Origin of the sequence: Microbulbifer marinus (assembly GCF_900107725.1) — a bacterium.
GTDB lineage: Bacteria > Pseudomonadota > Gammaproteobacteria > Pseudomonadales > Cellvibrionaceae > Microbulbifer > Microbulbifer marinus.
The window spans coordinates 1,757,781-1,783,837 of record NZ_FNQO01000001.1; the positions used below are offsets into that span (position 1 = coordinate 1,757,781).

Annotated in this window: 13 protein-coding genes and 1 tRNA gene; all 14 read right to left on the reverse strand. The window is 58.7% G+C overall.

What is annotated here, in order from left to right; all coding sequences use genetic code 11:
* Window positions 1–59: 59 nt before the first annotated feature.
* A complete protein-coding gene (locus BLW36_RS07585; protein WP_091386675.1) occupies window positions 60–5,246 on the reverse strand; it encodes an OmpA family protein in 5,187 nt (1,728 codons plus the stop codon).
* Window positions 5,246–13,738, reverse strand: coding sequence for an isopeptide-forming domain-containing fimbrial protein (locus tag BLW36_RS07590; protein WP_170833153.1), 8,493 nt, complete (start codon window positions 13,736–13,738; stop codon window positions 5,246–5,248). The genes BLW36_RS07585 and BLW36_RS07590 overlap by 1 nt, the downstream gene beginning before the upstream one ends.
* Window positions 13,739–14,111: 373 nt before the next feature.
* Window positions 14,112–15,488 (reverse strand): AgmX/PglI C-terminal domain-containing protein, encoded by a 1,377-nt coding sequence (locus tag BLW36_RS07595; protein WP_091386679.1) that lies wholly within the window; start codon window positions 15,486–15,488, stop codon window positions 14,112–14,114.
* 9 nt (window positions 15,489–15,497) lie between these two features.
* Entirely contained in the window at window positions 15,498–16,037 is a 540-nt protein-coding gene (locus BLW36_RS07600) for an ExbD/TolR family protein (protein ID WP_244506162.1), read from the reverse strand.
* The gene (locus BLW36_RS07605; protein ID WP_091386684.1) at window positions 16,034–16,624 is read right to left on the reverse strand and encodes an ExbD/TolR family protein; all 591 of its coding nucleotides are present in this window, start codon (window positions 16,622–16,624) and stop codon (window positions 16,034–16,036) included. Before BLW36_RS07605 ends, BLW36_RS07600 begins: the two co-directional genes overlap by 4 nt.
* Window positions 16,624–17,406, reverse strand: coding sequence for a MotA/TolQ/ExbB proton channel family protein (locus tag BLW36_RS07610; protein WP_244506163.1), 783 nt, complete (start codon window positions 17,404–17,406; stop codon window positions 16,624–16,626). Before BLW36_RS07610 ends, BLW36_RS07605 begins: the two co-directional genes overlap by 1 nt.
* A gap of 137 nt (window positions 17,407–17,543) precedes the next feature.
* On the reverse strand, window positions 17,544–17,852 hold the full coding sequence (locus BLW36_RS07615; RefSeq protein WP_244506164.1) for a hypothetical protein: 309 nt from the start codon (window positions 17,850–17,852) through the stop codon (window positions 17,544–17,546).
* On the reverse strand, window positions 17,849–18,448 hold the full coding sequence (locus tag BLW36_RS07620; protein WP_244506165.1) for a tetratricopeptide repeat protein: 600 nt from the start codon (window positions 18,446–18,448) through the stop codon (window positions 17,849–17,851). Before BLW36_RS07620 ends, BLW36_RS07615 begins: the two co-directional genes overlap by 4 nt.
* A gap of 9 nt (window positions 18,449–18,457) precedes the next feature.
* On the reverse strand, window positions 18,458–21,601 hold the full coding sequence (locus tag BLW36_RS07625; RefSeq protein WP_244506166.1) for a tetratricopeptide repeat protein: 3,144 nt from the start codon (window positions 21,599–21,601) through the stop codon (window positions 18,458–18,460).
* Complete coding sequence (locus BLW36_RS07630) at window positions 21,598–23,631, reverse strand: tetratricopeptide repeat protein (RefSeq protein ID WP_170833154.1); 2,034 nt, start codon at window positions 23,629–23,631, stop codon at window positions 21,598–21,600. The genes BLW36_RS07625 and BLW36_RS07630 overlap by 4 nt, the downstream gene beginning before the upstream one ends.
* A gap of 2 nt (window positions 23,632–23,633) precedes the next feature.
* Window positions 23,634–24,143 carry a hypothetical protein gene (locus BLW36_RS07635; RefSeq protein ID WP_091386686.1) on the reverse strand — a complete coding sequence of 170 codons (510 nt, stop codon included), beginning with the start codon at window positions 24,141–24,143 and terminating at the stop codon, window positions 23,634–23,636.
* Between the two features lie 478 nt (window positions 24,144–24,621).
* Window positions 24,622–24,707 (reverse strand) — tRNA-Leu (locus BLW36_RS07640).
* Between the two features lie 18 nt (window positions 24,708–24,725).
* Window positions 24,726–25,172: a preprotein translocase subunit SecG gene (secG, locus tag BLW36_RS07645; RefSeq protein WP_091386688.1), complete on the reverse strand. Its 447-nt coding sequence runs from the start codon at window positions 25,170–25,172 to the stop codon at window positions 24,726–24,728.
* Window positions 25,173–25,242: 70 nt separating this feature from the next.
* On the reverse strand, window positions 25,243–25,971 hold the full coding sequence (tpiA, locus tag BLW36_RS07650) for a triose-phosphate isomerase (RefSeq protein ID WP_091386690.1): 729 nt from the start codon (window positions 25,969–25,971) through the stop codon (window positions 25,243–25,245).
* Between the last annotated feature and the right edge of the window lie 86 nt (window positions 25,972–26,057).

A 26,057-nucleotide genomic window follows, 5' to 3' on the forward strand; every position in this document is an offset into this window, starting at 1 on the left:
CCGGCCGGTGAAAAATAATCGCCAACCGGCCGCGATTTCCGTATCGCGGCACGGATCAATCAGAGCTTGCCGACCATATTCAGGAACACGCCCTGGCTGTCGTAATCCAGTTGCGTCAGGTCATCAGAGAAGTCGGTGAAGTTGTAGCCCACGCCCACCTTCAGGTGTTTGCCGATATGCCGGTACAGCCCCACCAGCGCCCCGCTTCTGCGGTCCTGGGCATCGGGCAAATCGAGCATGCGGCCTTCGACCAGCAGATCCCAGCGATTGACGAAGTGCCAGTCGGCGCGCAGCACATACAGGTTGGCGCGGCTGTCAAAAAATTCCGGATCCTGGCGATCCAGACTCAGCTGGCCGAGGCGATACGCATACTTGGCACCGAGGGTCCAGCGGCGGCTGATATCGTAGCTGGTGTCGACCGAGAAGATATGGCTCTTCTGGATAAATTCCACCGCCGTGTTTTCCACCGTGACCTGATCGCGCGTCGGCACATTGTAGAAGTAGGTGTACTTCAGCAAGGTGTTCAGGCGATCGTTGCTGACCGGGCGGTAGGCATAACCCATGACCGCTTCGGTGAATTTGCCATCGTAGAACTCACCCTGGGAGCTCTGGCTGTCGGAGTAATTGAGTTTGCCGACCAGGCGCCAATCCGGATTCATCTGGTAGCTGAGAGTATTTTTCATCAGCCAGGTATCGCGCTCGGACTCTGTCACGGTATCTGCATCCACCGGCGTTTCCATCGCATCGGTGCGGTATTCCACCGCTGACGCGAGACGGATGTCGCCGTCGCTGAAGCCCATGTTGAAGCCCACCGCGCGGCGATCCGTCTGCGCTCCGGTGCGAGGGTCTTCCAACGTGCCCGCCTCGACACTGGTGCCGTAGCTCCAGCGATCGTTCGGCGTCAGATCCATACCCAGTGCGTGGGTCAGGCCGGTGGAAATATCCCCGTGGCTGTACTGTTCCTCGCCGTAGATGCTCAGGCTGTCGGAGTAACGGCTGCGGAAGCCGCTGCTCATATTGCCTTTGCGCGCGCGGATGCCGGTATCGGTACGCTCGTTGTCGAGGGAGTAATTCAGATACAGGTTGGTTCTGTCGGTAATCAGGTAGTCGGTACCCAGGCGCGCGGCAGTGCCGGTATCGCCACCGGACAGTTCGCTGTCCAGCGTCAGTCGCTCGCTCACGCGGTAGGCGCCGCCGAAGCCCGCGCGATTGTTCTCGTCGCGAGTGCCGGTCACTTCCACCGTGCCCTGCACGAAACCGAATGCACTCCAGTCTTCGCCGGAGTCGTAGGAAGCCTGCACGGCCATATCGGTCCGGTCGCCCTGGGTCTGGGTGGCCGGCACCACCGGCGAGAAATCCTCGCGGCTGTCGGTGCGGGCGCCGGTGCTCAGGCGCCAGTTATCGTTGAGACGGTAACCGACCATCAGGTCCACGGCACTGGTCTGCAGGCCGAGTTCCTGCTCCTTGCTGTCCGCCTTCAGGCCGACATCAAAGCGTTCGCCGATCGGCACATTGACACTGGCCCCGTATTGGGTGGTTTCGCCGGTGACAAACTGCCCCGGCGCGGAGAAGCCGGCTTCGCGCTGCTGGTGGTAGAAGGTACCCGATCCGCGCGCGCCCTCGAAGAAGTCGTTGAGCTGCAGGCTACCCTCGATTTTAGCAGCGCCCGCCTTGGCTTCCGGGTCCAGTGGCTGTTGCTGCTGATTGAATGTGAAGCCGCCGTCGTAGGAGTTGACGCTGTCCAGGTTGCCGCCCTGGCTGTCCGCCATTTCTATCTTCACCCAGCTGCCGGCGCTCTTGCGCAGCGTCAGGTCGACGCCCTGCAGGGAGGTCTCGTTGTCTTCCTCGTCCTGCTGGGTGCCACTGATGCCGAGCTTGACGTAATCGCCGAGCCAGTAATGGGCGCGGCCGCCGACGGCAAGCGTATCCATTTCCTCGAAGCCCGGCGTGTACTCGTAGCGCGCCACCAGGTACTGCGGGTTGCCGTTATAGGAACCGTCCTGAATCAGCAGGTTGTCGTTGGCCAGTGCCGACAGCGGTTTGTTCAGCAGCACGCGCCCCTGGATATAATCGATATCGTAATCGATCGCCGGGGTCAGGTTTTTTACCCCCAGTACCAGGCCGGAGTCCTTGTCCCGCACTTCGACGCGCAGGCGCTCGGAGCCGCCCAGCAGATCCTGGTGGCGGAGGAAATACAGCGAGCCGCCGGTACCGCGGAACTCGTCGCGGCCACCGATGGTACCGGGCTCGGCACCGAAGGCATCGACCTGGAAGCGCTTCTCGCCGAAGCTGGTCATGGCATCACTTTCGAAGTGGCCGTTGGCACCGTAGAGGGCGCGATCGATATGCGCCAGCTCGTTATCGGTGTAGGCCGCCTTGAAGTTGCCCCATAGGCCGTAGTCATCGTACTTGGACACTTTCACGTAAAACTTGCCGGAGGTCGGCGCGTCCTCGACCACGGTGGAGTCGTCGCCGAAGGTCGGGTAATAGAGATCGCTGTCCAGGCGACGGAAGAGCGCGTCCGGGGATTTTTCCAGGAAGTTGGAGAAAATCTCGTCCACCGGCCCCTCTTCGGTATCCGCGCTGGCGGACAGGCGCCAGCCGTCACCGAAACCGCCGCTGGTGTAGAAGGCCAGGCGACCGTCGTAACTGACGGAGTTGTCGTAGTGGGTTTCGTCGCCGGTGACCAGCGCCGCGGGGCCGTTGGTCTTGTCGTAACCGATGGTCAGGTCGGCGATACCGACCGTGAACCAGTCGTTGCTGGCAAATTGCAGGTCGCGCAGGAACAGATCGCCGTTACCTTCGCCATCGAGTACCGCAACTTCCACCGTGTGCATGCCGCGGTCGAATATCTGCTCGGCGACAAACTGGCCCTGCTCATTCACCGGCACCGGATTGCCGGCCAGCCATACGGTGTGGTTCGCCGGAATATCTGCGCCGTTCACCAGCACGGTATTGCCGTCCAGCGGAATATTGCGGCGCGCGAGGCGGTTCTCGCCGTAGCCCACCAGCAGCTCTGTATCTGCATCGCCCCGTTCAGCCGGCGCGTCGATACTGTCCACCAGCCACAGTGACTGTGGGCGCGTCTCATCGTAACGGCCCTTGTCATCGTAGGCGCGCAACAGGTACTGCAGTTTTTTCAGCGGTGCCTGGAATTCCTCGAATTCCGCCTGCCACTCGCCCTCACCATTTTCATCCAGCTCCACCACGGCCAGCGGCGCGTCGCGCAGAGACTGATCTTCCTCGAACAGGCGCACTTCGGTGCGCTCGATAAAGGACGGATAGTTACTGTAGCTCTTGAACTGCACGCGACTGTCGGCGATTTCTGTTTCCGGGTCGTCCGCGTAGCGGATGGTGCTCGGCCAGGCGGTGACATTCAGGCGCGGCTGCATTTTCTTGTTGTCGAAGCGGAACTGGATATTGGCGTTTTCCAGGGCCACGTCGGTACAGCGCTGCAGGTCGGCGGAGTTTTTGTACGGATCGTACTCCGGGCTGCCGTCCACGGTGATGCGCATCAGGTTCAGCGCATAGGGATTGTTGGCCTGCGCCTCGCGGTTGATGCGCTCGATTTCCAGTCGGTCCTGTTCCGCCAGCACGGCCAGCTCATCGTAGAGCACCTGCACTTCCACGCGGGCACCGTCCAGCTGGATAAAGCCGGTGGCCACCACGTCATCGGACTGTACGTAACCACGCCCCTCGAACTCCACCTGCTCGTCGGAGAGCTGCAGTTCACGCTGCGCCTGCTCCATGGCCCGGCGCGCGCGCGCACTGGACAGACCGACGTCATCGCCGTAGACCATCGCCTCGCGGCGCTCCATGCGCTCGTTGTCGCTGTAGCCGATAAAGCTCAGGCGCACATTGGCCTTGCCGGCAACCTCCGCCATCGCATTGCGCATCTGCATCAGCTGCGCCTGGGAAATCAGCGGATCACCGTTATCAAAGCGAATCGGCGGAATCGGGCCGCTCGGAGATTCGTGCGCAATGGTAATGGTCTCAGCACCGGCCGCCTCCGGACAGGCCTGCACGCCGTCACCGGCGGTTTCCAGCGGGTCGTCGTACCAGAATTCCACTTCCACGCGGCGGTTCAGCGCGCGGCCCTTGGGCGTGTCGTTGGCGGCCAGCGGCTGGGTCGCCCCCTTGCCGCTGCTGGTCACCATGTAATCCGGCAGGCCCAATGAATCACGCACCGCCAGCGCGACTCTTCTGGCCTCGGCACGGGACAGTGCCATATGGTCGCTGTACAACTCGGCAGGACCTTCCGGCAGTGGCAGCGCATCGGTGTGGCCGACGAAATGAATCACCAGATTGTTCTTGTCGGCCAGATTCGCGCGCACTTCGCGGATACGGCGTACGAAGGCCTCGGGCAGGTCCACCTGCCCCGGCTGCCAGCGCAGCGGCGTGACCAGGTTCTTCAGGCGCGCACGCTGTTCGCTGCCGGCGGTGTAGTGCAGGCGACAAACGGTTTCCTGGCGGCACACCTTGACCCGGTTCAGCGCCAGCGCCTCGGCGCGGGCGCGCTCGGCCATGGCCTCGGCGTCCAGCGCGTCGTAGCTGAGCAGTACCTGCACGCGGCGGTTCAGTTCGCGCCCGGCGGTGGTGATATTGTCCGCAACAGGCTCGGCATCGCCGCGCCCCTCGAACGACACCATGTCTTCCGGCAGCTCCAGCGCCAGCTGGAAAAACTCCGCCACCAGCTGGGCACGGGCGCGGGTGAATTCTTCTTTATCGGCAAGCCCTGCCAGCTGCTCTTCGCTCAGCGGATCGCTGTCGGTGTGGCCGATAAAGCGCAGCTTCAGGTTGGGCTGCTCGCCCAGTTCGGCCAGTTTTCCCTTCAGTGCCTCGACGGATGCGGAATCGATTTCATCATCCAGCGACTGGAACAGCAGTGGCTCGATGAAGTCTTCCTCGACCACCGGTTCCGCGGGTTCGACAAACTGCGTCGCGTCCTGCACCCACTGGCGGCGTGGCTGGCCGAGCAGCATCGTCTCGGTGTTATTGCCGATCGGTTTTTCTGCGTAAACGGCCTCCGGCTGCGCCTCTTCTACTTGGGGCGAAAGACCGGGGATTTTCTGCCACACCTGCCACCAGGGCGCCTTGTCTGGCTGAACCTGTTCGGCCTCCTGGGCAACTGACGGCACCGCCAGAAACATGGCCAGCGCCGCGGCGTAGTAGCAATCGCGGCCATTAGCCGCTGCCACAGCGATGGACAGTCCGCTTTTTTTCATGTTGTTTTTATCAGAGGACATTACTCCAATCCTCCCTTGCTCGGCGGCGCGCCGCGCCGCCAGAAGACTTCTGTTTCAATGGTCAGTTCGTAGTCGCCGTAGTTGCGTGCCCACTCTTCGGTAATCTGCGCCTTGATGGTTTCCAGGCGCTGCTCTACCAGGTCGGGATCCTCGTTCTCGGCCAGGTAGGATAGTCGCAGGACAGACGGTGCTTCCTGCAGTTTTTCCAGCAGCAGTTCCGTGCGCGAGTGCCACTGCGGACGCAATTCGGTGGTCTGCGGCTCGAATACCGCCTCGGCCATATCCAGGCGCACGACGCGGTGCAGGCTAGAGCCGAAGTTCACCTTGATCATCTTGCCTCGCGTCGCGCGTACTATCCGCGGGTTCTCCGAGGTCAGACGGTAACCGCTGGGCAGGCTGCGGTCGTCGAGCTTCAGCACAAAATTGGAACCGCGATCCCGATCCGGCACCACCGCACAGGTAATGTGGAAGCGACCGTAAGCATCGGTGGTGGCATTGAGGCCGGTGGCAGTAACCACCCGCGCACCCGGCACACCGCCTTCACCCGGATCCTGGTAGCCGTTCATGTTTTTATCGTCGTAGACCTTGCCGATCACGTCGGTACAGTCGAAGGTCGGGTCGGGTATGACGCGCACCGTCGCGGATGCCTCTCCGGAGACAACTTGGCCCGAAAGGTCGTTGAACAACCGCGCCCGGTTGATGTACTCATCCTCGCCGACACCGGAACCGACCACCAGCAACAGTTTCACGGTGCGTGTCTGGTCTGGATCAACACGTAAGTTAGTCCAGATCAACTGCAATCCTTCGATCTGCGGCTCAACCGCCATGCCGTCAACCTGCGCCGAACCCGCCACATACTTGAAGCCCGCCGGGAAGAAATCCACCAGACGCAGATCAGTCAGCGGTACCGGCAGGGTATTGGTGAAGGTGATGGTATAGGGCACCAGCTGACTGCGAGTTACGTTGAGCATGGCAGCGGTCTTGGTAATCGACAGAGCACCATCCAACTGCGGATCAACAGCAATGTGATTGTTGAACAGCTGACTTTCACCCGGAATACGGTTGTCATCCAGCGTCAGGCGCAGGTAGTAATCGGTCGCTGGACTCTGCGCATCTATATCGAGCGACGGTGACGTCGGTGACGCCTGTGCCTCACAGTGCTCAGTAGTGGCCGGCACCGCGTCACCGCCGGTGCCCAGACACGCTGCCACATCGAAGCCTGCGGTATCGGCATTGGTTTGCGGCGGAATTATCGCAGACTCACCTGCGACATAATTATCTCCCGGCAACTCCACCTGAATGAGGTAATCACTGCCGGCCGGGCAACCGGCCCCGGAAAAGTTGATGTCAAATTTGTAGAAACCGCTCGCCTGGGTCACCTGCCCCTGCTGTTTCGGATCATCGAAGCAGCTATCGGGCAATGCGACACCACTGGAAGCACGTAGCATGGTGAGGGTGGCACCGGCTACAGGTCCACGTACCACGGAGTCATAAACCACACCGTTGGGTGTCAAGGGCAGGTTCAGATCCTGCAGGTTCGCACCGGAAGCCACATAAATTTCTGTAATTTGCTGCGGGCCATTGGTGAACTCCGAATCCGCATTGCCCAGTGAGGCCGTGTTTACTCCCGCACCCGGCGCAACGTATCTCAGCTCATAGCTGGCGCCGCCGGTAATATTGGTGAGCAGGCCGTCGAACTGGAAGTAACCGTTCTCGTCGCTCTGCACGGTCTCGACCAGATTGCCGTTGAAGTAGAGTTCTACGGTCCAGTTCTGCAGCAACTGCTCGTCGGCATCCGACTGCGCGTTGAAGTTCACATCCTGCCAGAGGTAACCGGCGAGACTTGCGACACCCGGCGTTCCCCCAACGTCGATGGAGACACTGGCCAGCTCGCTCGAAGGCGGATCATTCCATTCCACCATTGCCGTGTTCACCACGGTGGTGCCGATCGCAAGATCCGCACCCAGCTTGGCCTGGAAGCGCAGCGTGGCACTGCCTTGCGGCTGCAGCTCACCGTAGACCGAGGAATAGTTGGCGGTGATCACAGAGCCATTGACGGACACACCATCCACCCGGCCATTCAGTCTGGCCGAGTCGGCGACGTAAGTAAGCACTCCATCACCGGCGACCAGAAGATCATCGGAGAGAATCACGTTGCTGGCGGGTACCGCGCCAATATTGGTCACGGTGACCAGATATTCCAGCGTGGCACCGGCCTCGGCGGTACCGCCGATTACGGTTACAGCCTTGCTGATGGACAGCTGCTGGGCATCACCGACAACCACATCAGTGGACTGGGCGCCATTGGTAGGATTGCCATCGGCATCAGTCAGGACTAAAGGCAACCCTGTGCTCGCCACACTACCCTGGTTACTGATCACAGTACCGGTCGCAGTACCGGCGTCCACTGTTACATCAAACACAATGGTCGCAGTGCGTGCGGAGCTGATTACACCTTCGAGTGCGCCCGGCAATGGCGGAGTCAGGTCCTCGGAGGAAATTGGCAATCCTGTGGCGACACGAGCTTCCCCGCCCCCGTTGTCACCGACCGCAATGCCATTAAGTGTTGTGGAACCGGACACATAGGTGGTGTTGGCCGGGATCAGGTCAGTTAGCTCTACCTCGGTAGCGTCCACACCACCGATATTGTTAACGGTGATGGTATAGCGCAGCGTATCACCCGGATCGACAATGCCCTGGCTCAGGTTGTCCTCGTGGATTGCAACAACCTTCTGAACCACCAGCGCCGGAACATCTCCCACTATGTCAATTGTGGGATCTCCCGGCGTGTCGGTTGTGGGATCATCAGAAAGCACTTCGCCATGAGGGCCGCTACCCGCTCCCTCACCAGTTACATAGCCCTGGTTGGAAATCAGCGTTCCCTCGGCAACGTCGTTAATAGTGACATCGAAGGTGATCACCGCCTCGGTATTTGCGGCGTCCGACGGATCAGCCAACATTACACCCTCACCAGCCCCTGGCGAGTTGATTGTCAGGCCTGCTGAAAGTGGTGAGCCCCCATCAACATCCGCTACGCTGGCCCCGTTCACGGTTGTTGAGTTAGCTACATAAGTGGTGTTGGCCGGCACCTGATCGCGCAGCATCGTCTCAGCAGTATTTTCGTTGCCGCTATTTTGCACCCGGATCGTGTAACGCAGCGTATCACCGGCGAGTAGCAAGTCCGCATCCCCACTGATGTCTGCGGAAGTCTTCTCGACAGTTAAAAGCGGCGAGGAACTGATCAGCGTCTCGGTCGGATCTTCAGTACCGGATATTGTTGGGTCATCACTCGAGCCGAAAACAACTCCACTCAGGCTCAGTTCCGCCTGGTTGAATACAATAGTGTTGCTGGTAATTACCGGAGCGAGTGTGGCTTCGAAGACAATGGTTAGGCTATCGCCGGCCTGCCCCGCAGGAGAGATATCCAGGTTACTGACCTGGAGGAGACCGGTGCCATTAGCCCCACCACTGCCGACTACGTTCACCGTGGCATCTGCAGGGACCTGGGTTTGCGAGTTATCAATCGCAATGGACCCGGCTTCGAACAATGCGATACCGTTTAGTCGGTCGAGTTCATCAGTCAAGGTGAAGTCATTCTGTGGCAAGTCACTGACGTTCGCGATTTCAATGGTATAGCGCAGGCGATCACCGGGACTGGCGTTAGCGCCCGACTCACCGGTGGTCACATTAAAGACGCTCTTGCGCGTTTCGAGAATCGCCGCTTCCGCAATGAATTCATGGCTATCCTGATAATCAACGACACCAGGGGTACCGTCTGTGAGCTGGCGCTGGTAAGCAACCCGCTGAGAGTTTGACGCGTCTCCGCTAAACCACTCGGTAGCGCCAGCCACATTAACCAGCGTGCTGCCGTTTAGGTTGTCCTCGTCCAGCTCCACCTGGTAACTCAGGATCAGGCGATCACCAGGTGCCAGCTCATCATCGGTCTGCAGAGTCGCCGTAAATTCACAGACAGGTTCGCCGGGGACGAAATTCACTGCAAAATCGCTGGCGGTTAAACTGATCGTCGAGCTGTCCGCTTTCTCGATCACCGCCGTCTGGATCAGCGGTTGGACGGTACACAGACCACCCGGAGTCGGATTGGGCAGCAAGTCAGTCAAGGTCACATTCCATGCGCTGGACTCACCAATGTTCTCTGCCACAAGGGTGAAACTGTCAGGGCTGCCAACACGCATAGATGCCGGACCAGTTTTTTCGACAACGAGCTCTGGATGAACGATGGTTACCGGATTGGCGTCGTCCCCCCGGGTGGCATCGTCTCCCTGCCGCTCAACGCCGTTGTCATAGTCGTACCAGGCACGGTTGACGAAAGGCGCTGTGCGATAGCGGTTGTTTTGTGTATTCAGCACCTCAACGGTAACGAGCACTTCAACCTGCTCACCAGCCGGCACGTTCAAGCCACCGTCTTTGTACAACACCAAGTTATCGCTCGTACCGCTGTTGTTTAGCGGTTGACCGGCCTCGGTTGCTGAGACAAAACGGAGGTCAACGCCGGTCGCCGACAGATCATCCATGATCCGCACGTCCTGCAATGCCGTCTCGATCGGTACGTCGGGGATGGTAATCGTGTAAGTCAGGGATTCACCGATGGCAACGGTGTTCTGGGTTGTGGCTTTTCGCAGAGCACCGGGCATGGGCGTGACCAGAGCAAAGGTCGCCACCTCGGTTGGACCGTAATCTTCGCGCCAGTCTGCAATACTATTGACCGGTACATCACCGTTATCGAAAGAGTAATAGCGTGTTACCTGGGCACTATTGGTCAGTGTCAGGCCCGCTCCGAGATCCGCATCGCCAGTAACCTCGTAAACCACGCGTAAGGTATCGCCCGGAGCGATCACGGCATTGCTCACTGGATCGAAATCCCAGCTGACAATACCCGTGGCCGCATCATAGGTCGGGGTTATCGTGACGCTGGTGCCCGAGTTCACCAGAGTGGCACTGACTGTCGTCACCCCTCCCTGTCGCAGACCCACCGGCAAAATATCCACCAGCACGGTGTCATAGGCGGGTGCCGTGCCGCTGTTAGTGATATCAACCGTGTAGGTAGCCGTCTCACCTGCTCGGATACTCGTGTCGCCATCAATGCCAGTCACCGCGGACTTAGTCACCGCCAACAGGGGCTGCAGTGCCGCGATATCGGCAGTGTCCACTAACTGCACGGGCGATCCCGCATTGGCGAAATCCAAGGTGGCGCGGTTAGTCAGTGTCTGGGTTGTCGGTATTTGATTCAGGGCATCGCCATTGAGTACCCGCGCCCGGTAGACAATGGTCAGGAAATCGTTTGCCGGGTCGCCGTCAATGGGGTTGTCCACCGTGCTCAGCGTCCAGGTGATGGTGCGCTGGTCGGCGCTGACAACTGGCGTCGGTAGTACCGGAGGTGCTGCGCCAAAGTAGTCTGCGCTCACCATCTCTACAAATGCCATACCTGCGGGCAGGGTATCGGTGAGCACCAGGTCGTTGTGAGTCCCTTCCCCCAGGGCAAGTTGCAGTTCGTACTCGACTGTGTCGCCCACGCGCACATTGCCGTCGTCATTCCAGCTGTCGCTCAGGTACGCCTTGGTCAGGCCTACGTTATAGTCGACGTTAATAGTGCTGGAGGCCGTGGTGAAGTAATTGTTCAGGGCATCCGGATCCGGGGCGTCACTGCCAGTACGCTCCTGAATTGCCGGCCCGTCCAGAGAAGTCCAGTCGGCCACGACATTGTTGACGAGATCGCTCCCGTCAATGCTGTTCACCAGCACGCGATAGGTCAGCGTCAGAGTTTGGCCCACCGGAATGTCGAGACTGTCGTCACCGTTGTTGTCACGTCCCCAGGTGAGCGCATTACCGGCCTGTGCCGGGGAGGGATTAAAGCCCGGATCTGTGCCATTAATGGTCAGCGTGGGCGTAAAGCTGGAGTCAAGCGCCAGACCTGTGGGCAGCAGATCTTCCAGATTGATATCGAAAGCAGTGGAACTGCCGTTATTCGTCAGAGTGACGGTGTATTGCAGCGTATCGCCGCCCTGTGCCGGATCTGTGGTGTTTTTGCCGGAGGTGACATTCGCCACGTTCTTGGTAGCTACCAACAGCGGTTCGACAATGGACATGCCCGAAGTGGAGCCCTCCGTGCCGGTGCCATCCGACTGGCTGCCGCCCTGGGTACGGCTGAAGGTGTAGCGAGCCGCGTTAGTGAAAGGCGTAGCGGTGTCCTGGTTGACGGGATCATTTTTCACCCGCACCTGAAGCGTCACCACCGCCTGCTGGTTGGCCGGAATATCCAGCCCGGTGATGGTTTCTTCCAGAATCAGGTCGGTGGCGGTGCCGCTGTTGCTCAGGTTGTAACTGGTAGTGCCACCGACAACGGCGCTGGCACTGACAAATTCCACATTGGGCGGCAGAGTATCGAGCACATGGACGTCATATAGCGCCACCGGCATCGACGTCGCCGGCACAGTGATGGTGTAGTTGAACACCTCACCAATCGTGACACTGGTATCCGACGGGTTTTGCTTTAGCAGAGGTTGCGGAGAAAAAATGATGACGTCGGTCGGGTCCGCCATCTTCCCCTGACGGTCTGCCTGGTTGAGCACCCCATTTACGTTGGGGTCATCACTGAGCGCTGACAGCGCGTTGCCGCCAGTATTCGCGTCTTGCGCGTCCATCTGCGCCTGGTTGCTGACCAAATCGCCTGTCGTCAGCGTGGCAAGCGTATCCACCTCGAAGGCCACCTCAATCGTAGCGAGGCTGGAACCCGGCACCACATCGAGATCACCGCTGATGGAAAGCAGGCCTGATGACGTATCTACTGTACAAGTGGCAACCGGCGGACAGGTAGTTTGATCGACAGCGGCGGAAGCCAGGTCAAACTTACTCGGATCAAGTTGATCAGTGATTTCGACGTTGTATATGTCCTGGTCGAGATTGAACAACCGCAATGTGTAACGCAGCCTATCGCCGGGCGCAGCGACTGTCGCCGGCGATTCACCGGCGGTGACATTGCTGACGGTTTTCTCGAAGTAGTAGCCGGTCAATGCGGCCGTCACAGAGGCCGCGTCCTCGTGGTCAACCGTGTTCGGAGTGCCATCAGTGCGCAGCCGCGCATACTCGACCCGATCTGGATTGTCTTCGCTGTCGTTGTACCAGAGGGTGGCGGCAGCCGTATTGGTCAGCACATCGCCATCAGTGGGCACGTTGGTCACGCTGTTGAGCTGGCTGCTGTAAGTAATTTCCAGAATCGCATTCGGGGCCAGGCCACCCGCGGTTTTCAGCAGCCCGATGGTCAGCAAGCCAGTCCCCGCATCGTAGGACACCGTATAATCCGTTCCTGCCAGCTGGGTCCCGGCCATTGTTACAGTGATGGGTTGCGTGGTGGGATCAAATTCCCTCATCTCAAGTGGCAATTCGTCCTCGATGACGATGTTCCACGCTGGAGCGCCGCCTACATTCTGTACGCTGAGGGTATAGGTCGGCGTATCGACAAAGTTGACCGCCGTGGAGCTGGTACTTTTGTTCAGCACCAGATCCGGGGCCGAAATGCTCAGAAGCTGGGCAATACCATTTTCACCTGGCAGGGGGTCGTAACGGGTGCCATCGATTACTCGGGCAAATTCCCAGCTAGCAATATTGGTGAAAAGGGTCCCTATTGCGTTATCCGTCGAGTCCTCCAGCATTACCTCAAGTTCAAAATGGACCTGGGCGCCGGCGGGCAGTGTGGCCGGATCACGTATTTCGAACGTCAGCACCCCGGGGTCCTTGTCATTACCGCTATTGCTGACGAGATAATCCGATCCTTGAGACATCGGCGTTATTACGCCACTGGCGCTTTCGTAGTAGGCCCTGATGTCCAGGAGCTCCAGGTCCACACCCAGGGTCGCCAGGGACAGATCGTCCCAAATAGTAATGGAGTCAATATCGTTGAGTGAGCCGGAATCCTGTAAAACCGTGCCAGTAACAGGGTCATAAAGGACTGGCACATCGAGGGTGTAGACAAACGGCACGCCGATGGTGACTGACGATATCGGGGTGCCGGCAAGGTTGGACGCCCGTTTCTCGATCTTTTCAACCGGGATGATCAGGTTCTGGCATCCCTCCCTAACGGTGCTGAAATCCGAACCATTCACCGCCCATACAGAGGCTTTGCCCTCGACGTTGGCGCAGGCAAAATTGCCTCCGAAACAGACATTATCGAAAATGATCAGCGTGCCTTCGGGGGCGCCGGCGAAGTTCAGGGTTGATTCCAGCGGGATATCACAGCTGAAGTTTTTAACGGTACAAGAGCGGTCAATGGACAGCTGATCCGTCGGCGCCATGATTCGCCCGCTGCCATCGGTGGTTGTTTCAAAAGGGCCGTCAATCACGCAGCCACTTGGGGTGCCGGGAAATCCGGGCACCGTCGCAAAATCGGAAACTTTGAAGGAATCCGCCAGCGCCACCTGGCTAATAGGCAGGGACAACAGCAAACCCAGCAGCAGCGGCGTGCAAACTTTAGACAACAATGCGCTACCACTATGGATAAGACCAACAAGCGCACTCGCCCAAGATTTCCGTCCAGTTACATCCGACATCATCGTCACTTATCAGCCGCCGTTTTCAGTTCAAACTCGTGCCTGCGGGCCCGCAGGTGCCAGCGCCGGGCAGACAGTCCCCGGTGGGTGAACTTTATTCAGATGAGGAATCGGCGGCCGTGAAGCAGGTCATAATTAGCGTCTTGGCAGGGAAATTTTTTTATGTTTGCCAAGTGGTTCTCAGGGAAACTTGAGGTAAATTATGAAGTTGTGGACCGAAGCTGTTCGAGGGTCAGATAGCCGCCCCCGGAAGTGAGTCGATACAACCCCTCTCCCGCATACGGGAGAGGGGTATCCGGCCCGACTAGCCCGCCGGCAGGAAGTCGATCGGGTAGAGGATCGTGATGGTCGGCACACCGGCTTTCGGGCCGAAGTTAAACCGTTTCACCCTCGCTACGATCTTGGCGTTCAGCGTCGGGGAGTCCATATCGCTGGACTCGACTTTCGCCAGGGATACCGAGCCGTCCGGCTCGATGGTGATCTTCAGCACCATCTTGCCCTGCAGGGCCGGGTTGTTGCGCAGCTCGCGATTGTAGATGCGGTACAACGTGGCCTTGTAGCGGTCGAAGACGATCTGGATCTCCTCGTCGGTCCGTGACGGGCCGGCACCATCGCTGAGCGGCCTGTCCTCACCGGCGAAGTCACCTTCGGTACCGATGGAACTCTCCACCCGCGAGAAGGCGACGCCCGACAGCGCCGTACCGGTGCCACCCACATTGCGGCTGAGGCTGGCAGTGTTGATGCCACCACTGCCCGCCTTGGCGGCCGCCGTGATAAGCGAGCGCTGACTGCGGTTCTCCTTCTTGCCGGCGGTACTGAGCTGGGTCTGCTGGCCGAGACGGTTATCCAGGTCATCCTCAATGAGATCCTGGAAGTTGTCCTTGAAGGCCAGCACGCCGGCGCGCTCGGCTTTCTTGCGCGCCTGCTTCTTCTCGACTTTGGAGGGCTTGGGATCCTCTTTGGCCACCTGCTGCTTCGGCTCGGGCTTCTTCTCGTCCTGCTTCGGCTTCGGTTTCTCCGGCTCCGGCGGCGGCTTGGGCTTGGTCTTCTTCTCGATCACCAGCTTGGCCAGGCGCTCGGGAATCTCCACCACTTCATCCTTGTCCGGCTCGGGGACTTTCCACAGCGGCACCAGATAACCGAGCATCAGGGCCAACAGTAACGATACCAGCACACAGCGGCGGAAGCGGCGCTCGTCCTCACCCTGCTTGTGCCAGGGCATGACCATCGGGCGGAGGTCGCCCTGTTCGAACTCGCGCGTGACCTCGAATTCGAACTGCGCCTCCTCCTCGCGGCGACGCAGCTGGTCCGCGCGCTCGTCCAGCTCGAAGATTTCCTCGTTACAATCCTCGATCTTGTCGAGCACGCGGCGGCGCCGCTCCTGCAGCAGATCGAGATTTGCGTTGTAGACACTGACGGTGTGCTGGATGCGCCGAATGACGGTCTTGGACGTATCTTCGCGGTAGTCGTCGGCCCAGAACAGCTCGCCGGCACCGGCCTCCTCCAGCTTGCCAAGGCGTTCGGAAATTTCGTCGAGCAGCTGATGCTTGGATTCATCCTTGCGCAGCTCGTTCAACTTCTCGTCGATCAGCTGCTGCTCACCTTCGAGCATGCGAATACGGCGGCGAACCGCTTCCAGTTCGCCGCTGACCGCTTGCTGTTGTTGAAGAAAATTACTCACAGACTTCCATTAACCTTGCGATGCTTTCTGAATTACCGCCAGAGAGACTTTGGTGTATCCCGCATCAGTACAGCTGGACATCACTTTTTTGAGCAAACTGAACGGGATGGTCCTGTCTGCGAGAATATTCACTTCCGGAGGTAGCTGCTCAGGCACTTCTTCACCCTCTGCGACGATCTCCTGCTGCTCGGCCTGAGCGACGGTGATGGCCTTGCCCATCTCGAGGAGCATGGCCTCCTTGATGGCCTGGATTATGGTTTCTTCACTGTTGATCACCTCTTCGGTGGCAATCACTGGCTTGGCCTCAACCAGAATTTCTTTGTCCGTCACCATCAGGGTTACGGTTTCCCGCGGCTTGGATTCCACCACTGAGTCAGGCAGCGTAATAACCTTCGGTGGCTCCAGCGCCTCGTTACTGGAAGTGTTGGTCAGCAGGAAGAACACCAGAATGGTGAATACATCCATCAGTGACGTCAGGTTCATGCCTGAGGTTTTCTTGCGCTTGTGGCTGCGCGCCATGCGCTTCATGCGTCGGCTTTCATGTTTCACGGCGCATCTCCTATGGAAATATCCGGGAACAGCTCCACCCGCTCCACCGCTTCAGGATCCTCTGGATCGGCACTTTCAGGACGCACTTCCGCACCGCGCACGGCGTCCATGACGCCGACCAGGTGCTCATAGGCTATGTCCGGTTCCATCAACAGGATGGAATCGGTCTTGTCCGGATAGCTGGCTTTCACCTGCAGCAAAAATTTGCTCAATTTTTTCAGATCGTAAACTTCTTCCGTGGGCAGCACCGCCAGACTCTCCCCGCCTGTAGCGGGCCCCTCTGCCGCCGTCTCCACTGCAGCCACTTCGCCTTCAGGCCCAGTATTCAGGTTGGGGAAGCGCGCTATCACCTTTTCCCCATCGCTGATCTCGAGGGTATCCTTGCGCACCACCACTTCCACAGTGATCTTGGGCTCATCCGGCGCACCGCCGCCGGCGCCGCTCGGCATGTTCAGCTCAAGGATGGTTACCCGTGAAAATACTGCCGATACCAGCAGGAAAGGCACCAGCACCACCATCAGATTCAAGAAGGCGGTGATGTCCAGCTCCGGGGCTTCTTTGTTTCTCCCGTGGCGCCGACTTCTCATTACACTTTTTCCACTTGCTGTTCTTCGGCGGCGTTTTCGGTCTCGTCACCGTCTGCAGTCACTTCGTCGTTTGTCACAGAATCGGTTTGGCTCTGCTCAGCAGCGGACTTATCGGCGTCGGCTGCAGGAGTATCGATCTCGTGACGGCGACGTGTAGAGGTGGAAATCAGGTTCAGAGCCTTCACAGATACCATTTCCAGGCTATCGATAATCTCTCCAGTCAGGGAGTTCAGCAGGGCATGCACAATCAGTAGCGGAATACCGGTCATCAGACCGAAGGCGGTGGTGTTCATCGCCACGGAGATACTGGCGGACAGCAGGTCAGCCTTTTCTGCCGGGTTGGCATTGGCTACGGCGGTGAAGGCCTCGATCAGACCCATAATGGTACCGAGGAGGCCGAGCAGCGTGGCGATATTCGAGAAGAGCGCCACATAAGGCGTGCGCTTTTCGAGCTGCGGAATAATTTCCATCATGCTCTCTTCCATCGCAATTTCGATATCCTCGCGGCGGCGCACGGTACCCTGGCGAGCAAGCCCCATGGACAGCACCTTGCTCACGCTGGTGTTGTCCTGCTTGACCAGATTGCGCGCGCGGTCGAAATCGCCAGAGGCGAGCACCGGCTGTAGCTTGTCCCACATGGCGCGGTTGGTGTGGCGCTCGTATACCAGGCGGATATAGCGTTCGATCGCCACCGCACTACCCAGCGCGGCAACCAGGAGAATGGGGTACATGAAAGTACCACCAGTCTGGAAGAACGCGATTACGCTATTGAAAAAGTCCATTACAAACCCTCTTTAAAAGTACCGCTGTAATTTTTGTCGAATTGTTGGTTAGGCGTGCGCGGCACACCTTGATATTTTTTAGTTCTACCCGGCGAGCCTGCTCGTACTCTCACCTGCGCCTTGCGCCCTGCTGGGACTTATTCGCCGGAAAGGCTCAGCTCGTAAAATTCCAGTTCACGCATGAAGACCTCTTTATCCAGAGGCTTCAGCTTGTCATCCATGAGGCTGGAAACCAGATCGCTCTCCACGCCCACCTCGGAACTCTTCCACGGCACGATATAAAGCGACTTGGGAGCTTCCTTGTTGCCGATAATCGAGATGCCGGACAGCTCCTTGACTTTGGTATCGACTTTTTTGCCATTGGAAGTTTCGGTTTCTGCCGATAAACCCGACATCCCGAGCGCAAAGGCCACAAATAATACGATCTGTAATTTTCTCAGTATCACTTGCCCGCTCTCCTCTTCAGGTCAGCCAACCAGATGGACACCTCTTTGTCTTCCGGATCAAGGCTCAGGTACTGTTGGAATTGTGCCAGAGCGCATTGAAGATCTTGCAGATAGAGATCACACAATATGCCCAGGTTTTTGATTAGAGGCAGGTAATCCGGATTCTTGGCCAGCGAATTCACATATAGCTTTCGCGCCTCGGCGAAACGGCCCTGCTTGCGGTACAGCACCGCCAGCTCATTGGTTGCCACCGGGTGCTGAGGATCCAACTCCAGCGCGTGCAAAAAGGCCTCCTCGGCATTCTTCTCGTTACCGCTCTTGTAGTAAGCGATACCAAGATTGATATAGGGCGCCGGCAGTCGTTTTTCCCGCTCCACGACGGACAGCAATAACTCGATGGCCGCCGGGAAATTTTCATTGCGCAGGTATTCCAGTGAACGCTCGAAGTCGCGGTTGACGCTCCCCGATACGCGCACCGATGAATAATCAGACACCCGACCACCGCTCGTGGGCGTGCTGGCACAAGACGCCAGCAACAAACCGAGGGAGAGCACCGCCAGCCTTTGCATGATTTTTTGCATTGACATCAGACTCATATAAGTTCCTTACCCTTCCCCACCCGACAGGGCAGCGTCGGCACTCGCCTGCTCGGGCGCCGGCGCCATCGGTACTATGGTCGGTAAATATTCACCGGCATCCTCGGCCCGTGCGTAGCGCGCGGGCACCAGGTTGGCGAGCTTGCCGATACTCTTGTCAATCCAGGCGTTGTAGATGCCCATGCCCAACAGCTCGACATTCTTCTCGTGCACCGAAATGGCCTTCTCTTCGAACGGATAAATCTGCTCTTCAAGTGCCAGCTCGTATTCCTCGAGTTCCAGCGGGCTCAGATTGCTGGGCCGCTCGGAGTCTTTCAGTGCCCTGCTGAAGTGCAGATAGATCTCTGCCAGGTAATAGGTAGCAGCGGCAGTGACATCAGCCACCTGGTAATCAATCAGGTCCGAGTAGGCGCTGATCGCGGTTTTCATGCGCCGACGCTTCTCGTCCAGGTTGCGTTTGATCGGTTCAACCAGGCGCACCTCGGTAAAGGCATCGAAACTGGGTTCGGCCAGGAGCAGTGCCGCATTGCCCGCAAGGTAGCGGGTGCGGTCATTGCGCTGATTGCCGCCACGCAGTTCAATGCGCACCATTTCTTGCAGCTCATCCAGATAGCGTTGCTGCTCTCCGGCAGCCTTATACAGATCGGCAATTTTCTGGCGGGTTTCCAGTGCCGGCTCCATCGGGCTGGGGAAGAGCTTCACGTAGCGGTGCAACACGGTCAGCGCCTTATCGCTGTCCTTGGCCGCAGTGTAAAGGTCGGCCGCCTGAGTGAGCGCTTCGCGGCGCACGTCCTCATCTTCGGACTCGCGCTCGATACGTTCGAATTCCGCCGCGGCCAACAGCAGCTCGCCGCTCTCCTGGTACACCACCGCCAGTTTTTTGGTGACATCCTTGGCCAGCTTGTGCTGCGGGAAATTACGGCGGAAGCTGTTCAGCACCGCTGCCGCCTGCGTCCAGTCTTTCAGCACTATCAGAGAGGCCGCCGCATCGTATTCGGCGGTGGCCAGCAGGGTCGCACCCGGAGCCACATTGCGAATACGCAGGAAATGACTGGCTGCAGTCGCATGGTCTTCCTGTTTGCGCGCCAGATCACCCTGCTGATAGATAGATGCCGCCAGGTTATCCACCAGGCCGGCGCGATCTTTGGCATCCGTGGCGGTCAGGCTGAGCGCTTGTCCGTAGGCAGCCTCGGCATCGACGAATGCTTCGGTATCAAAGGACGCATGGGCCACCAGTATCCAGGTGGAGCGGCGAATTTCCTGCTCCGCAGCGGGGAACTTCTCCAGTAACAATCTGCCGTTGTGTACCGTCTGCGGGTAGTCCTTCAGTCCGTACAGTTCCTCAACTGCACCGACCATCACCTGCGGCGCCTTCGCATGTTGCGGGAAGGTATCCGCAAACTTGAGGGAAGAGCGGATAATTTCCCGCAGCAGCGGCGTGCGCTGGGCCACTGCGGCATCTTTCAGATTGCTATTCAGGTGTTCACGATAGGCATATACCGCGGCGTAACCCGCTTCGCTGGAATCCTTGTGCGCGGGATATTCATAGGCGGTGCGCTCATACTCCAGTGCCGCGCCATGAAAATCGCGGTTTTCCAGCATCAGACCGGCGAGCTGGTAGTTGATCTCCGGCGCGCGCGGTTTGTCGCTGAAGGACTGCAGGTAGCTGCGATACCAGTGGATCGCCTCCTTATAGTTTTCTGCCTTTTTGTCTTTCAGCTTCTTGTTCTGGTAAGCGGAGTGATAGTGACTCGCCAGATCGATCAGATTGCTTTGCAGGAACTCAACCACTTCGCCATATTCGTTGATATCGAATACGGTCCAGTACTGCGCATTGAGTGCATAGGTGGTTGCGAACTCCTTCTTCGCATCCAACACCAGCTTGGGGAATCCGCCCTGCTTGTAAATCTCGATAACGCGAATCGAAAAATCTGCCGATACTTTGTGCAGTGGATTGCGCTCAACGAATGCATTGTAGGATTTCGCCGCATCCTGGTAGCGGCGCTTGTCGAGGTAATATTCACCTAGGTGGCTGTACACCAGCGACTCGTACTGACGCTGCCCCTTACGGGCGAAATAGTCGACGACCGACTCTGCGCCGCCCTGATAGGAAAAACTCAGGCTGACGACGCGGAAGGTATCCTCGATATGTTTACGCTCGACCTCGTTGGTCGTTTGCTCGAAATCGTAACCCTGGGAAACTTTGTAATCGAGCATGGCGATGTAATCGTCCAGCGCCATCTCGTACATATCCTGCTTGAATAGCGACCAGCCGCGCTTGTACAGCGCCAGCTCGTAGAAACTCGAGGCTACGCCGATATCGATAACCTTGCCGTAGGCTTCCTCCGCATCCAGGTATTTCTTGCGCGTGAAGTAGTACTCGCCGAGACGGAACCAGGATTCATCGATGTGACGCGAGTTAGGGAATTTGGCCACCAGTTCCCGCAACACATCCACCGCGGCGTCGATCTGTCCGGTTTCCTCGTAAGCACGGGAAAGCTGGTACATCACCTGGTCGTTGCGATCGTATAGGGGATACTTGGCGAGCAAGTCCCGGTACAGCTTGATGGCTTCACGGGCATTGGCTGACAGCATCGCGTCGGGGTCATCGCCAGGAACCACCAACGGCGTATCGTCGGACGCGATCTCGATGCTCGCACTGGCACGCGCCTCGAAATCGCGGTCGGATTCCTGCGGGCCGCCGGCGTCACTTCCCGCCTTTGACACCTGGTCGGGGGCGATGGGTGATCGCGCAGTAGCCGGCGCATCCAGCCGCGTCGACGGCGCGGCCGCATCAGCATCAATGGAGACCACGGCACCGCTGGTCGCGGGAGCACTCACCGCACTATCAATGGCGGCCTCCTCGGCGCGGTGGGCCTGCTTGATTTTCAGGTCAGCGATACGCCGCATCGCCTCTGGTGTGAGGCTGGATTCCGGGGTTTCCTGCAGGTACTTCTGGTAACTGGCCAGAGCCTTTTCCAGACTGCCGTCGATATGCTCCTCTTTGATTTCTATATCGACTTTCTGCAGGCTGCCAATGGTCTTGCCACTGTTGACGGCACAGGCATTGAGCAGCAGCGCCATGGAGGCCGCGGTTGCGCAGCGACGCATAACAATGGCACTTACCAGTGTGCGTTCGGTAAAGGGTTTCACTGCTCACCCCCCTCATCCGACGGCTCTTCCAGTTCCGGTGGATTGTCCTGCGGCAGCGGTTCGGGCTGATTAGCGCGGTGCTGCTCGATCTTCATCTGGTCGACACGCTGCTCCTGCAACTCGTTTGCCCGATCATAGCTATCGGCGAGAGCGAAGCGGGCCTTGATCTGGTAGCTCTCCAGCTGCGCGCGGCGGCGGTCCAATTCGTTGATCGCCAGAGTCTCGAGCATATTGCCCTGCCGGGCCATCAGGGCTTCCAACCGACCCTGAGTATTCTGAATCTGCGCACGCAGGCGGGTGATGGTGTCGTTGTAACCGGTATAGCTGTGGGTTGCGGCCTGACGGCTGCGCACATAGGCCTGATACACAGTCTGCAATTGCTCGATTTCTTCGTTCAGCTCCTGCAGGTGCTTGTAAGCCTCCGTCAGTCGCTGATCGTACTCAGTCGACAGGCGCCAGCTGAGCACGCCTTCCAACCGCGCCAGCCGCTGCCGGGTTTCCCTGGTAAAACCACCCGGGTTTTGGGACATCAGCAGGTGTAATCGCCGCAACTGCAGGCGCAGCTGCTGCTCCTCCGCCTTGGCCAGGTATTCCGGGCGGCGGGTGACCAACATCTGCTCGATGCGGCTGGCGAATTTGTCGCGCTGTTCGATACGGAGCTTGATGCGCGCGTCCAGCTCGCGGAACTTCTTGTCGAGCCCCGGCAGCAGCGGCTCGTAGTAAGCGCGGCGCAGCTCGATGATGTCCTCGTACGCCGTCAGGCTACCCAGCCACTCTTCATTGCGTTCAAACAGGTCATTGAGGTCGCGATAGTTGCGCAAAAACTCCTGGTAATCGTTGGATGCCATCAGGTCGAGCAGGTAGTGGGTCTCCGGCGCATCGGGAAGCTTGCGCAGAGCGACCACCCAGTTTTTCACCTGCGTGGCCTCCTTGCGGCGCAGCGCCTCGAGGAAATTCCCTTCGCGGATGCTTTTGATGGACGCGGTCAGCGTGTCAATTTCATTGCCGAAGGCGTCCAGCGCGCGGCCGTAATTGATTGCCGCGGTACTGTGCACATCCAGTTTGCCGTAGGCATAGGGCACCGCCAGCATCGCTTCCTGCACCGAGCTATTGGTGCTCTTGCGCTCCTGCAGTAGCTTCCAGGGCACCAGTGCGCGATCGTAACGTCCGGCCTTGGCTTCTACCCAGCCAGCGCCGAGCAGGGCGCGGTTGGAGAAGGGGCCCTCAAGATTGACCCGATCGAAATAGGGTCTTGCCAACCCCAACTGATCGGTTTCCATCAGGTAGGAGCCAAGCAACAGGTTGGTCTTGTCGTACAGCGCCTGCTTCGCAGCATCGGAGCTGCGCTGTTTACCCAGCGCCGTCAGCTCCAGCAGACCACGCTCTTCCTGCCCGGCCTTCAACTGGGCGATACCGAGGTTGTATTCGACGAAGCCGTCCAGCGACGCCTCACCTTTCAGGTCGCGCAGCAGCTCCACCGCCTCCTCGAAGCGGCCCAGCTCCATATAAACCCGCGCGCGCAGGAACTGCTCATCGGCACGCACACGCTCAGGCACGCGCCCCTCGATCATCTCCAGAGCGTGTAGCGCGTTGCGCGGCTGCTGTTTGTGGTAATGGATTTTCGCCAGGCGATAGGCCGCCTCATTGCGCACCGGCCGCGGAACATTGCCTTTCAGCACCGCCTCGATAGCGCGCCCCGCCTCCCGGTGCATGCGGTAGGAGAGCTCCAGGTCGCCTACGGAAAATTCCGCCTGCCCGAAATGTGCGGTAAACGGATCCAGCTCCGGCTCATCGAGGCGGCGATACTGATTCAGCTCCGTGTCGAGACCGACAATCGCGTCGAAGTAATTCTCCTGGTAGGCCTCGAACATGGCCGCCCCGAAAAACAGGTCTTCGAGCTGCCCTTTCTCAGTGGCAGCGGTGGCGAAAGCCGTGCACAGTGCGAAGGGCAGCGCCGACAGCGCGGCGGCGACCGTCCGCAGCGGCGTCGGAGTAGCGCCGCGCAGCGCGGGTACCAGACGGGAGTACATGGTTACCAGTCCTTGAAGTTAATCGCGGACTCGGTTCCGGCAATTTTGATTTCGACAAATTTCGGGCCCACAGCCTTGTCCACCTTGTAACTGGCATTGGCCCGGACCTCTTTGCCGGATGGTGACTTGCCGACAAAGGTCACCTCGAGGGGATGGCTACCGGTCTGCACGTTGCCGGTGTAGATACGCTGCACCCCGCCTTTTTGCAGGGCTTCTATCTCGCGGAAGGTGTACAGGTGGTGGGCGACAATCTCATTATCCAGCTTGAGCTGTACCGCTTCCAGGTCGAATGGCTGCGCCTCGGCGAGCGAAACGAAAATTGAGACCTGCGTGTTCGAGGGGAAGAGTAATTTTTCCTCCAGCTGCGCGAGTTCGGCAGTCAGATCGATTACGTCTTTTTTAACATCCTGGATCTGCTCGTCCAAGCCGCGGATATCATCCCGGCTGACATTCTGTGCATGTACTACAGCCGCCAGCAGTAACAAGATTGTTATTTGTAGAATTCTAAACATGTTATCTACCTCTGACCCTACCTCTAACAATGAACGCCGGCGACGCCGCGACCTCGGACTGGTCGCTAAGAAATGCCTGTAAACAGGGGACTTTCAGTCAGTAGGATTGTATTGCAATCCGGGTGCAACCAAATGTGAGACAAGTCAAATCTCTCGCATCCCGACGCAACGGTTTTTTTAAACGCAGGAAGGTGATTGTTTTCAGCATGGACGGCATTCAGCTGTGACGCCGGTCGCTCTTTGGCATGCGCTACGACCCAAAAAAGTGAACACGTACGCACTCAGACCCATGGAGCCGCCGCAATTGAGAAAAAACAGACTTGGGGCGATGAAGGGAATCGGCACAGCAGGTCGGACAACCCACCATGAGAAGATGCCCCCAACCGGCTCCAGCCTGCACACCGGTCCGGCACTTGTGGATCCACAGTGCGAATCTGGGACATAAAAAAAGGCACTCGCTTGCGCGAGTGCCTGAAGATGGTGCCCAGGGCGGGACTTGAACCCGCACGAGCTATGCTCACTACCCCCTCAAGATAGCGTGTCTACCAATTCCACCACCTGGGCAAAAACTTTAACGAACTGTTACTGCTGCTCTTCGTCCCCACCTTCTTCTGCGGGAACCTCTGATTCTGTTTCGGCTGCCGGGGCTTCCGCTGCGGGAGCCTCCGGCACGTCACTCGCTTCCGGCTGTGCATCCAGCTGCGGGATATCGCTGTCGATTTCCGGCAACTCGCTCGGAGCGGGCTGCTCGACAGCTGCCGGCACCTGGGGCAGGTCTGCATCGACGTCCGCTTCCGCACCCTGCTTGGCCAGCAGTGCCAGGCCTAGGCTGGTGACGAAGAATACGGTTGCCATGATCGCTGTCAAGCGCGAAAAGAAATTACCACTGCCCTGACTGCCAAATACCGTCTGGGACGCACCCGCACCGAAGGATGCGCCAGCTTCCGCACCTTTACCCTGCTGCAACAGGATCAGGCCGATGATGCTGAGCGCGGTCAGGACGTGTACAACTAAAACCAACTTTTCCATTTTCTGGAAACTCTCTACCTGGGTTCCGCGAACCCGTTATTCAGTATTTTCTATCTCGACAGGCCAACCACTAGCCGGCCGCGCGACAGATTCTGGCGAACTCTTCCGCGTCCAGGGACGCTCCGCCAACCAGGGCGCCGTCGATATCCGCCTGGGCGAACAGCGCTTCGGCATTGGCAGCCTTTACGCTGCCGCCGTACAAGATCTGTACCGCAGCCCCGCTCTCGCCCAGATTCTCGCGAATGAACCGGTGCACTTCTTGCGCCTGCTCCGGAGTCGCCGTCTTGCCGGTACCTATGGCCCATACCGGCTCATAGGCGATAACCGCGCGATCCCAGATATCGCCTTCGGCGGCATCTTTAACCGCCTGCAACTGTGCGGCGATCACATCGAGGGCGCGCCCGTCTTCACGCTCCTGCAGGGTTTCACCCACACACAGGATCGGAATCAGGCCGGCGGCCTGCGCGGCGACAAACTTGCGCGCCACCAGCTCACTGCCCTCTCCGTAGAGACTGCGGCGTTCCGAGTGGCCCACAATCGCGTAATCTACTTTCCAGTCCAGCAGCATCGCTGCAGAAACCTCGCCGGTAAAGGCGCCGGAGGCTTCCTGACTGAGATTCTGCGCCCCTACCGCTATGTCATCCCCGGCCTTCTCTGCAACCAGCGGCAGGTAGGGGTAGGGCGGGCAGATGACCACCGTACAACCCGCGCCTTTCACATCGAGCGCGGTGAAAAACTGCTCGGCAAACTCGCGGCTGCCGTTCATTTTCCAATTAGCTGCTACCAGCGGTGTACGCATGTGTGCTCCTTCAAGGGGCGCAAATCTTAGCGATATTGCCGCCAACATACAACCGGAAATCTGCGACCTGTTGGACCGTCAGCCGG

Coding starts and splice junctions, on each gene's coding strand:
- BLW36_RS07585 (WP_091386675.1), bottom strand. CDS start 5,246: ATGTCCTCTGATAAAAACAACATGAAAAAAAGCGGACTGTCCATCGCT.
- BLW36_RS07605 (WP_091386684.1), bottom strand. CDS start 16,624: ATGAGAAGTCGGCGCCACGGGAGAAACAAAGAAGCCCCGGAGCTGGAC.
- BLW36_RS07610 (WP_244506163.1), bottom strand. CDS start 17,406: ATGGACTTTTTCAATAGCGTAATCGCGTTCTTCCAGACTGGTGGTACT.
- BLW36_RS07620 (WP_244506165.1), bottom strand. CDS start 18,448: ATGAGTCTGATGTCAATGCAAAAAATCATGCAAAGGCTGGCGGTGCTC.
- BLW36_RS07630 (WP_170833154.1), bottom strand. CDS start 23,631: ATGTACTCCCGTCTGGTACCCGCGCTGCGCGGCGCTACTCCGACGCCG.
- BLW36_RS07635 (WP_091386686.1), bottom strand. CDS start 24,143: ATGTTTAGAATTCTACAAATAACAATCTTGTTACTGCTGGCGGCTGTA.
- secG (WP_091386688.1), bottom strand. CDS start 25,172: ATGGAAAAGTTGGTTTTAGTTGTACACGTCCTGACCGCGCTCAGCATC.
- tpiA (WP_091386690.1), bottom strand. CDS start 25,971: ATGCGTACACCGCTGGTAGCAGCTAATTGGAAAATGAACGGCAGCCGC.